The organism is Brevundimonas sp. UBA7507 (assembly GCF_002478355.1).
Lineage (GTDB): Bacteria > Pseudomonadota > Alphaproteobacteria > Caulobacterales > Caulobacteraceae > Brevundimonas > Brevundimonas diminuta_D.
Genome location: NZ_DLNP01000018.1, coordinates 39,358 through 51,082, shown reverse-complemented (window position 1 = coordinate 51,082; position 11,725 = coordinate 39,358). Strand labels below are relative to the sequence as shown.

The window sequence follows — 11,725 nt, the reverse complement described above, 5'->3', positions numbered from 1 at the left end:
CTCACTGCTTGAGCGCTTCTTGGAGCGCCAACACCCGCTGCGACACATCAAGGCCCGTCCGTTTCGTCGTTTGGCGAGCGGGCGGGCCTTGGCGTTTGGGGCGGGGTCGGTTTAGGTGGCGCCTGCTGTTCAGCGAAGCGGAGGGCCCATGCCCAGGAAGTTCCTCGTCGTCGTCGACGACACTCCCGAATTGGACGCCGCCCTGGCCTACGCCGCACGCCGCGCGCGATCGACCGGGGGGCATGTGGTGCTGTTGCGCGCCCTGGTCGGCGGATCGGACGAGCACTGGTCCGGCGTCCGCGACGAAATCCGACGCCAACAACGCGAAGAGGCTGAGGCGCTGTTGGCCCGGCTGGGGGAAAAGGTCGCCGAGACGTCCGGCGCCCCGCCCGTCTATCTGATCGAGGAAGGCGATCCTCAGGCCGCCATCCGCAAGGCGGTCGGCGACGATCCCGACATCAAGATCCTGATCCTGGCCGCCGGCGCCAACGGGCGCGGACCTGGCCCTCTGGTTTCGGCGGTGCTGAAACAGGGTGCCGCCTTCACGGGCCGCAAACTGCCCGTCACCATCGTGCCCGGCGAACTGACCGAGGCGGAGATTCTGGATCTGGCTTGATTTGAGGGTCGCTATCGCTCGCCGCGCGGCGGCTCGCTGCTTGAGCGCCCACTTGAACCGTGACGCCGCAGGGCGCATCTGGGGCTCATGTTCATCCAGACCGAAGCCACGCCCAATCCCAACGCCTTGAAGTTCTTGCCGGGCCGCGACGTGGCTCCGCAGGCGGTGTTGGAGTATCGCACGATCGACGAAGCGGCGGCCTCGCCCTTGGCCGAGGCTCTGTTCGAGCTGGAAGGGGTCGAGGGCGTCTTCTTCGGCGCCGACTACGTCTCGGTCACCCGCGCGGCCCACGGCCCGGACTGGGCCGAGATGAAGGCGCCGATCCTGTCGGTCATCATGGATCATTTCGTCTCGGGCGCGCCGCTGGTGCGCGAGGGCGAAACGGCGACCGAGGACGCCGGCGAGGACACGGAGATCGTGGCCGAGATCAAGAGCCTGCTCGACAGCCGCATCCGCCCGGCCGTGGCTCAGGACGGCGGCGATATTCTGTTTGACCATTTCGATGAGGAGACCGGCGTGCTGCGCTTGCGGATGCGCGGCGCCTGCGCGGGATGTCCCTCCTCCTCCGCGACCCTGAAGGCCGGGGTCGAGCAGATGATGCGCCACTACGTCCCTGAAGTGACCAGCGTCGAACAGGTGCTGTAAGCGCCGCCCTGTTTCACATGAAACACTCGTCGGACGGCGCGTCGTCGGGCATGATGGCGTCATGAGCGGTTCGGACGAGACATTCCAGGCGCGCGCCCTGGGCGAGGCACTGGCGACGCTGCGGCGTGAACGCGGGTTGAGCCAGGCCGAGGCGGGTGCAAGGATCGGCATGACCAGCCAGGGCTGGGGCCTGTATGAGGCGGGCAAGCGCTCCAGCCTGTTTCGCCCTGACGTTCAGCGCCGCCTGACCGGCGCCCTGGACGCCACGCCCGAGGCCTTGGTCCTGCAGCTGGAAGGCGAGCCGACTTCACCTGAAGTCCTTGCTGCCAATGGAGTTTCGGCGCGCGGCCGAACGTTCGAGGGCGCTCCCATCGCGCCGCGTCGGCTGCGGCTGGAGACGGATGAACTGACGCCCTGGGCCTCCGCCGGGACGGTGCTGGAATATGCGCCGGGGCGTTGGCCGCGCCGAGGACAGGGCTGCATTATCCAGATGGACGACGGTGTTCAGAAGGTTCGTCTCTACGATCGCGCCGACGATGCTGAAGTGGTGGTCTTCGGCGCGGGCGGCCTGGATCGGTCGGAGCGGATCGCGCGCTCGCATATCCAGTCGATGTCGGCGATCATCAGCCGCCTCGATGATGAATGAAACAAAATAGTTGTATTCTGGCGCAGGTCATGAAACGCTCTGGTTGAAATCGGAGGGGTTCATGTCGCGTCGCAGCCATCATATCGACCAGGCCGTGGGCCTACGCATCGCCGCCCGGCGGTCCGCCCTGGGCTGGTCTCAATCCGTTCTGGCGCGGGAGCTGGGCGTCAGCTTCCAGCAGGTTCAGAAATATGAGACGGGGGCCAACCGCGTCTCCGCCTCGCGCCTGCATCAGGCGGCGACGGCCATGGGGTGTTCGGTGGCCGACTTCTTTCCCGCCCGCCCCAGCGCCGAGGGGGAGGTCGAGCTGGTCCACCCGGTCCTGGCCAGCGCCGAGGGGCGGGGTCTGGCCGAGGCCTTCGCCCGCATTCCCGACGCCGGCGCGCGCCGCGCCCTGACGCGGGTCGCCCAGGCCATGGCGGGCGCCTGATCGACGCTCGGCGTCGTGGCGGTCGCATCCGAAGCGGTTTCGCATTAGGGACAGAACCATGAAGGTCATGGTCATCGACACGGCGCTGGGCGCCTGCGTTGCGGGGGTGTTCACGGGCGAGGCGGATGCGGCCCCGCCCTACGCCTTGGGCGTGCGCGCGGAGGTCATGGCCAAGGGGCATCAGGAGCGTCTGGGCGGTCTGGCGCGCGATGCGGCGGCCGAGGCGGGGGGCTTCGACGGGATCGACCGCATCGGGGTGACGGTCGGGCCGGGCTCCTTCACCGGCCTGCGGGTCGGTCTGGCCTTTGCGCTCGGTCTGGGCGCGGCGCTGGATCGGCCGGTGATCGGAGTCTCGACCTTGGACGCGCTGGCGGCTTCGGCGCCGATCGGAGGCCTGGTCGCCGCTGTGATCGACGCGCGTCGAGGCCAGGTCTATGCGCGCCTGTTCCGCGACGGCGCGCCGCTGAGCGAGGCTGAGGCCCTGCCGCTGGAGACGGCGCGCGACCGCATCCTGGCTGCGGCCGGAGACGCACGGTCGACCCTGATCGGCAGCGGGGCGGCGCTTCTGGCCGAGACCTTCCCTGAGCTGGCGTGCGCGGTCTTGTATCCCCTGCCCGCGCCGACGCCAGAGGCGGTGGCGGCGCTGACCCTGGCCGCCGATCCGGCGACGTCGCCGCCGCAGCCGCTCTATCTGCGCGCGCCCGACGCTACGCCGCCCAGCCGCCTGCCGGGCCAGCCGCGCCAGCCCGCCGCGTGAGCGCGCCGCTCTTCCCGACGGCCGATCCTGGGCGTCTAGCCGCGATCCACGCCGAGGCTTTTGCGATGCCGTGGGATGAAGCGGCCCTGACCGAACTGCTGACTTCGCCGGGCGTGTTCGCCGTGGCCGAGGAGGACGGCTTCATCCTGATCCGCGTCGTGGTCGACGAGTCCGAGATCCTGACCCTGGCGGTGCGGCCTTCTGCGCGTCGCGCGGGCCTGGGCGTTCGCCTGGTCGAGGCGGCGGTGGTGCGGGCCGCCGCCTTGGGAGCCGAGCGGATGTTCCTGGAGGTGGCCGAAGGCAACGTGGCCGCCCGCGCCCTCTACGCCCGAAACGGCTTCGTCGAGATGGGCCGCCGTCGCGGCTATTATTCGCATACGGACGGATGCCGGGAGGACGCGCTGACGCTTGTCCTGAACTTCCCTGAATAGCTTCCATAAGGCGACGGTACAGCCTATCTTCGCCGCCATGGACCGGATCGAAAAACTTTGCGCCGAACGCGGCATGCGCATGACTGAGCAACGTCGGGTGATCGCCCGCGTCCTGTCGAACGCCGAAGACCACCCCGATGTGGAAGAGCTGTATCGCCGCGCCTCGGCGATCGACCCGCACATCTCCATCGCCACCGTCTATCGCACCGTGCGCCTGTTCGAAGAGGCGGGCGTGGTCGAGAAGCACGACTTCGGCGACGGCCGCAGCCGCTATGAAGAGGCGGGCGACGACCACCACGACCATCTGATCGACACCAAGACGGGCGAGGTCATTGAATTCTTCGACGCCGAGATCGAGCGGCTGAAGGCCGAGATCGCGCGCAAGCTGGGCTATGAGCTGGTCGGCCATAAGCTGGAGCTCTACGGCCACGTCATCCCCGGCGCCGAGCCGGTGGAGCGCGAAGGCCTGATCTATAAGCGCCGTCCGCGCGACGAGACCGAAGACTGACCGCCGTCGGCGTTCGCGTCGTCTTGCCGTCGTCGATTTCGGCGATCATAAGCCGTGCATGACTGATACGCTCGACCTTCCCGCCCCGGCGGACGCTGGCGCATCTGACGCGAGCGTCGCGCCCAAGCGCCTGTTCATCAAGACCTACGGTTGTCAGATGAACGTCTATGACTCCGAGCGCATGGCCGATGTGCTGCGGCCGCTGGGCTATGCCCCGACCGAGACGCCGGAAGACGCCGACTTCGTCATCCTGAACACCTGCCACATCCGCGAGAAGGCGGCCGAGAAGGTCTATTCCGAACTCGGCAAGCTGCGGCAGATGAAGGAGGCGCGCGACGGCGGCATGACCATCGCCGTGGCCGGCTGCGTCGCCCAGGCCGAGGGCGAGGAGATCATGAAGCGCCAGCCGGCGGTCGATCTGGTGGTGGGGCCCCAGGCCTATCACCAGCTGCCGGAACTGCTGACCCGCACCGCGCGGGCGCGCGGCGAGCGCATCGGCGCAGACTTCGCCCCCAACGAAAAATTCGACGCCCTGCCCGCTGCGCGCGGCACGGACGGGGTGACGGCCTTCCTGACGGTGCAGGAGGGCTGCGACAAGTTCTGCACCTTCTGCGTGGTGCCCTATACGCGCGGCGCCGAGTGGTCGCGCCCGGTCGCGGCGGTGCTGGACGAGGCCCGCGCCCTGGCCGACCGGGGCGTGCGCGAAGTCACCCTGTTGGGCCAGAACGTCAACGCCTATGACGGCGAGGGGCCGGACGGGAAGCCGTTCACCCTGGCGAAGCTGGCCTACGCCCTGGCGGACATCCCCGGCATCGACCGCATCCGCTATACGACCAGCCACCCGAACGACATGTCGGACGATCTGATCGCGGCGCACGGCGAACTGGGCGCCCTGATGCCCTATCTGCACCTGCCGGTGCAGGCGGGCTCGGACCGCATCCTGCGCCTGATGAACCGCAAGCACGGGCGTCAGAAGTATTTCGACCTGATCGACCGCATCCGCGCGGCGCGGCCGGACATGGCGTTGTCGGGCGACTTCATCGTCGGCTTCCCCGGCGAGACGGAGCGCGATTTCGAGGACACCATGGATTTGGTGCGGCGGGTGAACTACGCCAGCGCCTTCTCCTTCATGTATTCGCCGCGTCCCGGCACGCCCGCCGCGACCATGGCGGCCCAGGTGCCGGACGCCGTGGCCAAGGAACGTCTGCACGCCCTGCAGGGCCTGCTGACCGAGCAGCAGGTCGCCTTCAATCAGTCGCTGGCTGGGCGCGTCCTGCCGGTGCTGTTCGAGAAGAAGGGCCGCCACGGCGCCCAGGCCATCGGCCGCTCGCCCTATCTGCAATCGGTCCACGTCGAGGACGCGGATCAACTGATCGGCCGGATCGTTCCGGTCGAGATCATCAGCGGCCAGCAGAACAGCCTGTCCGGACGCCTGATCCAGACCAACTGACGCCTGTTTCGCCACGCGCCGTGTGCGGGACAGGAACGCTTACAATCCCCCTCAAGCAGCCTCGCGCCGCGCGCGAGGCGTTAGGGGACCAACAAGGAGACCTCATGGCGCGAGAGTCCGAGTTCCTGTCCCTCAGCGATGAGGCGTTGCGCGCCGTCATCGGGCCGCAGAGCCGCCACCTGGCTCTGATCGAGGACGCCTTCAAGGTGCTGGTCGAGACGCCGGGCGGCGGGGTGTCGATCAACGGCTCGACGCGGGATCGCGCCCAGGCGCGTCGGGTGATCGAGGCTCTGTCGAACCGGGCTGAGGCGGGCGCGGAGATCACCGAGGCCGATGTGCGCACCGCCCTGGGCGCCGCCGTGACCCAGCCCCGCGCCGAACCGGCGGGCCGCAGCCCAGGCCGCAGCGTGCCCGAAGGCGCCGCCCTGCCCGTCGGCCGTCGCGGCGCCATCGCCCCCAAGACGGCGTCGCAGGCGCGCTATCTGGAGATGCTGGGCCGTTGCGAACTGACCTTCGGCGTCGGACCGGCGGGCACGGGCAAGACCTTCCTGGCGGCCGCCTACGGCTCCTCCCTGCTGAAGCGGGGTCAGGTGGACCGGCTGGTCATCACCCGCCCGGCCGTCGAGGCGGGCGAGAAGCTGGGCTTCCTGCCGGGCGATCTGAACGAGAAGGTCGACCCCTATCTGGCGCCGATCTGGGAGTCGCTGAACGACATCCTGGGCGTCGACGACGTGCGCCGTCGCCGCGAGAAGGGGGAGATCGAAGCCGCCCCCATCGCCTTCATGCGCGGCCGCACGCTGAGCCACGCCTTCATCATCGTCGATGAGGCGCAGAACACCTCGCGCATGCAGATGAAGATGGTGCTGACCCGTCTGGGCGAAGGCGCGCGCATGGTGGTGACGGGCGATCCGTCGCAGGTCGACCTGCTGAACCCGCGCGATTCCGGCCTGGCCCACGCCCTGCGGATCCTCAAGGACGTGGAGGGCGTCGGCGTCCAGCAGTTCAAGTCCGAGGACGTGGTGCGCCACGCCATGGTCGAGCGCATCGTGCGCGCCTATGATTCCGATGCGGCGCGCAGCCGCCCCTTCCCCGACCTTGAGGACGACGCCTGATGATCGAGGTCGAGATCGACAGCGACGACTGGACTGCGGCCCTGCCCGAGGCGGCGGCGGTCGTCGAGCGCGCCGCTCGCGCGGCCCTGGGCACGGTCGAGGGCGATGTGGTGGTGCTGCTGGCCGATGACGCGGCGGTGCAGGATCTGAACCAGCGTTTCCGCGACAAGGACCGGCCGACGAACGTCCTGTCCTTCCCGGCGGCGGAAAGCGCCTTCCCGCATCTGGGCGATGTGGTGCTGGGCTACGCCTATTGCGCGGCTGAGGCTGAAACGCAGGGCAAGACCCTGTCGGATCATCTGAGCCATCTGGTCGTCCACGGGGTGCTGCACCTGCTGGGCCGCGATCACGAGGACGACGCCGAGGCCGAGGAGATGGAGGCCGAAGAACGCGAGATCCTGGCCGAACTGGGCGTTTCCGATCCTTATGCCGCCGAGAATGGTGCGATCGAGCATGAGGGCGCCGCGTGAGCGGGGCGCTCGCCGCCCGGTTCGCGGGCCTTCTGAGCAACCGCTGGGGTCGGATCGCTCTGGCGCTTCTGGCCGGGGCGGGCGCCGCCCTGGTCCATCCGCCGTTCGGTTTCCTGCCGGGGCTGCTGGGCTATCCCCTGCTGTTGCTGCTGGCGGATCGTTCAGGCGGCATGAAGGGCGGCTTCTGGGTCGGCTGGCTGGCTGGCTTCGCCTATTTCTTCATCGGCTGCTGGTGGGTGGCCGAGGCCTTTCTGGTCAATCCGGCCCAGGCCTGGATGGCGCCGTTTGCGGCCAGCCTGCTGCCGGCGGGCATGGGGCTGTTCTGGGGGCTGGCGACCATGGCCTATCGCCGCTTCAGCCCGGCAGGCGTGCGGCGCATCCTGCTGTTCGCGGCCCTGTTCGCCCTGCTGGAGTGGACGCGCGGCCATGTGTTGACGGGCTTTCCTTGGAACCCGGCGGGCGCCGGCTGGGCGGCCGGATCGGCCATGTCGCAGTTCGCCTCGATCGGCGGGGTCTATGGGCTGGGTTTGATCACGGTGGCGGCGGCCAGCGCCTTGGCGCCTCTGGCGAATGCGGGGCCGCGACGGCCGCGCCTGATCGCGGCGGGGCTGGGCGCGTTGACCCTGATCGGCTTGTTCGTTTTCGGCGCTGTACGCCTGTCATCGGCGCAGGTGGTGCAGACGCCGACCCTGGTGCGCCTGGTCCAGGCCGACATCGCCCAGGACTACAAGTGGAGTCCCGAGGCCTATCACGCCATTCTGGGTCGTTATCTGGAGTTGACCGCCCAGCCCGCCGCCGCCCTGCCCGACGTGGTGATCTGGCCCGAGGGCGCCCTGCCGACTACGGCCAATGACCTGTTCGCCACCAATGACGCCTATGCCGTGGCCGCTGCGTTGCAGACCGGCCAGACCCTGCTGGCGGGCCTGAGCCGGGGCGAGCCGGATCCCAGCGCCGAGACCGGCGCCCGCTACTACAACAGCCTGTTCGCCCTGCATGATGAAGGGGCGATGGACCTGCGCATCGGCCCGATCTACGACAAGCACAGGCTGGTGCCGTTCGGCGAATACCTGCCGATGGGCGCGTTGATGAGCAAGATCGGGGTGCGCAGCCTAGTTCACGTCCCCGCTGATTTCACAGCCGGACCGACGCCCGCGCCGATCAGCCTGGTCAACGCTCCGCCGGTGCAGCCGCTGATCTGCTACGAGGCCCTCTATCCCGGCTTTACGCCGGCGACGGCGCAGACGCGCCCGGCGTGGATCGTCAATGTCTCCAACGACGCCTGGTTCGGCAAGACGTCGGGTCCGCGCCAGCATCTGAACCTGGCTTCCTATCGCGCGCTGGAGACCGGTCTGCCGGTGGCGCGGGCCACGCCGACCGGCGTCTCGGCCATGATCGACCCCTGGGGACGGATCGTCGAGGGCAAGCGGCTGGACCCCGGTCAGGCGGGGATCATCGACGTGCGTCTGCCGCAGGCGGCGCCGCCGACGCTTTACGGCCGGTGGGGCGATATGGGGTTCGCCGTTTTGCTGATTATAATGCTGATCGCGGGGCGGGGCCGCGCCGGAATCGGGAGGCTGGCGCGTTAACCCTATCGTGAGGGGCGGCTGCGCCCCTGAGACGCGAAAACGCATGACAGAGGCCGTGGGCGGCGGCATGTCGACAAGAAAAATAGGGAAGAGGGCAGGACATGGTCAGGGGTTCCGGGGCTGATGGCCCCCATCTGGTGGATCGGCACGTGGGCCGGCGCGTCTGCGAGAAGCGCATCGCCCTGGGCTATAATCAGACCGATCTGGGCCAGGCGCTGGGGGTCACCTTCCAGCAGGTGCAGAAATACGAGAAGGGCGCCAATCGGATTTCGGCGTCCAAGCTGTGGGACATCGCCCGCTTCTTTCGCGTCGACATCGGCTATTTCTTCGAGGGGCTGACCGGCGCGGCCCAGCCGGGCATGGCCGAGGGCGAGGCGGAGCCCTTCGTGCACGACTTTCCCGCCACCCGTCAGACTATAGAGATCGGCCGTCTGGCGCCGCGCCTGTCGTCGCGCCAGCAGAAGCTGGTGGTCGATCTCATGCGCGAGCTGGTGGAAGACGGCGCCGACAACGACGGCTGAAGGCGTCGCGAGCCGGCGGACAAAGAAAAAGGCGCGGAGCGATCCGCGCCTTTTCCTGTCTTTGGAGCCCGCTTGGGATCAGGCGGTCAGCGCCGACTCCGAGGCGACGATGCGGCTGGCGGCGTGGACCACGGCGCCGATGCGCAGGGCGGCCTGGATCTGGACGTTGGGCACGGCGTGTTTGCGCAGTTCGCCTTCGTGGGCGTCCAGGCAGGCGCCGCAGCCGTTGATGGCCGAGACGGCGGTCGACCACAGCTCGAAGTCCAGCTTGTCGACGCCCGGATTGGCGATGACGTTCATCCGCAGCTTGGCCGGCAGCGTGGTGTACTCCTGGTTCTTCATCAGGTGCAGCGAGCGGTAGTAGATGTTGTTCATGCCCATGATGGCGGCGGCGGCCTTGGCGGCGTTCATCGCTTCGGGCGTCATGACCGTCGCGGCCTGGGCCTCGATCAGCTTGACCACGGGGCCGACGCCGATCGCGTGCGCCGAGGCCAGGAAGCTGCCCCACTTCTGCTGGTCGTTCAGCACGGTCTCATTGGCGAGCGAGGACAGGTTCAGCGAGATGTCCTTGCCATAGGCCGGGATCAGGTCGCGCAGGGCGTCGATGGACATTTTCGTGTTCCTTTCAGGAAGCGACGCTTCAAAGAGCGGCTATCGTTCGCGACGTGGTCGCTTACTTCTTGAGCCGTCTTTTGGGGCCGTATTTCGTGATGGGCGCTCAAGTCGCGCGGCTCCGCGAGCCGAGATAGCGCCTCCAACAATGATGCAGGCATGAAAAAGGCGGCGACAGTCGCCCGCCGCCGCCTCTTTCGAGGGGCGGCCCGGACCCTACTCACGCGGTCCGGGCCTGGTCGTTGCGACCCTTGGCCAGTACTTACGCGGCCAGGGTGTCGCCGCCGACCGGACGGTTGCAGGCGCACAGCTCGTCGGTCTGTAGAGCGTCGACGACGCGCAGGGTGTCTTCCGGCGAACGGCCCACGTTCAGGTTGGTGACGTAGACGTGCTGGATGACGTTGTGCGGGTCGACGACGAAGGTCGCGCGCAGGGCCACGCCTTCTTCTTCGTCCAGCACGCCCAGGGCGCGGGCCAGCTTGCCGCCGTTGTCGGCGAACTGCCAGATCGGCAGCTTGTTCAGGTCGGCGTGGTCACGACGCCAGGCCAGCTTGGTGAACTCGTTGTCGGTCGAACCGCCCAGGACCACGGTGTCGCGGTCCTCGAAGTCCTTGCCCAGCTTGGCGAAGGCGGCGATTTCGGTCGGGCAGACGAAGGTGAAGTCCTTCGGGTAGAAGAAGATGACCTTCCACTTGCCTTCGAAGCTGTCCTGCGTGACGGCTTCAAACGCCGAGACGCCGTTTTCCTCGTGGCTGTTGAAGCCCGGCTTGACGCCGATAATTTTGAAATCAGGCAGTTTTTGACCGACGCCGAGCATCGCGCTTCTCCTAGATGCAGAAAAAATGGACCGCCGGAACGCGGGGAGTGCGAACCGTCGAGGCCATGAGATGGGCCTTGGCGCTGCTTAAGTCAAATCGATCATTTTGCTTTCACAAATAGATTTAACTTATCGTGCTGGGCGAGTTATAAGAACGGCCGATAGCGTCTGCATCAGACATAGGCGGCGCCTATGTCGCCTCCTCTCTCGAATGCGCGAAACATGTCCGTTCTGCCGACCCTGCGTCAGCTCCAGTATCTGAAACTTCTGGCCGAGCACGGCTCCTTCAGCCGAGCGGCCGAGGCTGCTCACGTCAGCCAGCCCGCCCTGTCGTCCGGGGTGCAGGAGCTGGAACGGGTACTGGGCGCCGCCGTGGTCGAGCGGACGCGCGGGGCGGTGATCCTGACGGCCGTCGGCGCCGAGGCGGTGCGGCGGGCCGAGGATGTTCTGGCCCGCGCCGAGGATCTGGTCGAGGCCGCCCAGAACGCGGGCAAGCCCCTGTCGGGCCGGTTCCGCCTGGGCATCATTCCCACGGTGGCCCCCTTCCTGCTGCCCCAGGCCCTGCCGGGCGTACGGGACCTCTATCCCGGCCTGCGGCTGTTCCTGCGCGAGGATCTGACGCCGCGCCTGATCGCCGGGCTGAAGGCGGGTCAGCTGGACGCCGCCGTCATCGCCCTGCCCTATGACGCGCCGGGCATCGATCACGCCCGCATCGGCGACGATGAGATCCTGGCGGCGGCGCCGGCCGGTCACGCCCTGGCGGGGTCCGGGCCGATTCCCGAAGGGGCTCTGAAGGCTGAGGACCTGATCCTGCTCGAAGACGGCCACTGCCTGCGCGATCAGGCCCTGGCCGCAGTCAAGATCGACGCGCCGCGCGGCGAGGATGTCTTCGCCGCCACCACCCTGCCGACTCTGGTGCAGATGGTCTCCTCGGGCCTTGGGGTCAGCTTCCTGCCGCAGATGGCGGTGCGGGCGGGTCTGGCCGATCATCCCGGGGTGGTGGTGCGGCCTATTTCCGAAGACGCCCCGCGCCGCGAGATCGTCGTCGCTTGGCGGGCGGGCTCCAGCCGCGCCGCCGAGGCGCGCCTGCTGGCAGAGGCGTTGAAGCTGGACTGAGCGAGCCG

15 protein-coding genes are annotated in these 11,725 nt (G+C 68.2%); 13 read left to right on the top strand and 2 right to left on the bottom strand.

Annotated features, from left to right (window positions below):
* Positions 1–148: 148 nt before the first annotated feature.
* The 12 genes from B3D50_RS13780 (at position 149) to B3D50_RS13725 (ending at position 9,172) form a co-directional block, all read left to right on the top strand.
* Entirely contained in the window at positions 149–616 is a 468-nt protein-coding gene (locus B3D50_RS13780) for a universal stress protein (RefSeq protein WP_003166540.1), read from the top strand.
* An 87-nt stretch (positions 617–703) separates the two neighbouring features.
* Positions 704–1,261, top strand: a complete 558-nt coding sequence (locus tag B3D50_RS13775) for a NifU family protein (RefSeq protein WP_286952036.1) — start codon at positions 704–706, stop codon at positions 1,259–1,261.
* A gap of 61 nt (positions 1,262–1,322) precedes the next feature.
* Positions 1,323–1,907, top strand: coding sequence for a helix-turn-helix domain-containing protein (locus B3D50_RS13770; protein WP_286952034.1), 585 nt, complete (start codon positions 1,323–1,325; stop codon positions 1,905–1,907).
* A gap of 61 nt (positions 1,908–1,968) precedes the next feature.
* Positions 1,969–2,337, top strand: coding sequence for a helix-turn-helix domain-containing protein (locus B3D50_RS13765; RefSeq protein WP_269296476.1), 369 nt, complete (start codon positions 1,969–1,971; stop codon positions 2,335–2,337).
* Between the two features lie 58 nt (positions 2,338–2,395).
* On the top strand, positions 2,396–3,094 hold the full coding sequence (gene tsaB, locus B3D50_RS13760; RefSeq protein WP_286952031.1) for a tRNA (adenosine(37)-N6)-threonylcarbamoyltransferase complex dimerization subunit type 1 TsaB: 699 nt from the start codon (positions 2,396–2,398) through the stop codon (positions 3,092–3,094).
* Positions 3,091–3,525: a ribosomal protein S18-alanine N-acetyltransferase gene (gene rimI, locus B3D50_RS13755; RefSeq protein ID WP_286952030.1), complete on the top strand. Its 435-nt coding sequence runs from the start codon at positions 3,091–3,093 to the stop codon at positions 3,523–3,525. The genes tsaB and rimI overlap by 4 nt, the downstream gene beginning before the upstream one ends.
* A gap of 37 nt (positions 3,526–3,562) precedes the next feature.
* Entirely contained in the window at positions 3,563–4,033 is a 471-nt protein-coding gene (locus tag B3D50_RS13750) for a Fur family transcriptional regulator (protein WP_003166535.1), read from the top strand.
* A 58-nt stretch (positions 4,034–4,091) separates the two neighbouring features.
* Positions 4,092–5,483, top strand: a complete 1,392-nt coding sequence (miaB, locus tag B3D50_RS13745; RefSeq protein WP_286952029.1) for a tRNA (N6-isopentenyl adenosine(37)-C2)-methylthiotransferase MiaB — start codon at positions 4,092–4,094, stop codon at positions 5,481–5,483.
* A 104-nt stretch (positions 5,484–5,587) separates the two neighbouring features.
* Positions 5,588–6,595 carry a PhoH family protein gene (locus B3D50_RS13740; RefSeq protein WP_286952028.1) on the top strand — a complete coding sequence of 336 codons (1,008 nt, stop codon included), beginning with the start codon at positions 5,588–5,590 and terminating at the stop codon, positions 6,593–6,595.
* On the top strand, positions 6,595–7,065 hold the full coding sequence (gene ybeY / locus B3D50_RS13735) for an rRNA maturation RNase YbeY (RefSeq protein ID WP_286952026.1): 471 nt from the start codon (positions 6,595–6,597) through the stop codon (positions 7,063–7,065). Before B3D50_RS13740 ends, ybeY begins: the two co-directional genes overlap by 1 nt.
* Entirely contained in the window at positions 7,062–8,651 is a 1,590-nt protein-coding gene (gene lnt / locus B3D50_RS13730) for an apolipoprotein N-acyltransferase (protein WP_286952024.1), read from the top strand. Before ybeY ends, lnt begins: the two co-directional genes overlap by 4 nt.
* 101 nt (positions 8,652–8,752) lie before the next feature.
* The gene (locus B3D50_RS13725; protein ID WP_286952022.1) at positions 8,753–9,172 is read left to right on the top strand and encodes a helix-turn-helix domain-containing protein; all 420 of its coding nucleotides are present in this window, start codon (positions 8,753–8,755) and stop codon (positions 9,170–9,172) included.
* A 78-nt stretch (positions 9,173–9,250) separates the two neighbouring features.
* On the opposite strand, the gene B3D50_RS13720 is transcribed toward B3D50_RS13725, so the two are convergent.
* Positions 9,251–9,784 carry a carboxymuconolactone decarboxylase family protein gene (locus tag B3D50_RS13720; RefSeq protein ID WP_286952020.1) on the bottom strand — a complete coding sequence of 178 codons (534 nt, stop codon included), beginning with the start codon at positions 9,782–9,784 and terminating at the stop codon, positions 9,251–9,253.
* A gap of 262 nt (positions 9,785–10,046) precedes the next feature.
* Positions 10,047–10,601 (bottom strand): peroxiredoxin, encoded by a 555-nt coding sequence (locus B3D50_RS13715; RefSeq protein WP_128719178.1) that lies wholly within the window; start codon positions 10,599–10,601, stop codon positions 10,047–10,049.
* 222 nt (positions 10,602–10,823) lie between these two features.
* Here B3D50_RS13715 and B3D50_RS13710 point away from each other — a divergent pair, with 222 nt between their 5' ends.
* Complete coding sequence (locus tag B3D50_RS13710; RefSeq protein ID WP_269296483.1) at positions 10,824–11,717, top strand: hydrogen peroxide-inducible genes activator; 894 nt, start codon at positions 10,824–10,826, stop codon at positions 11,715–11,717.
* Positions 11,718–11,725: the final 8 nt, after the last annotated feature.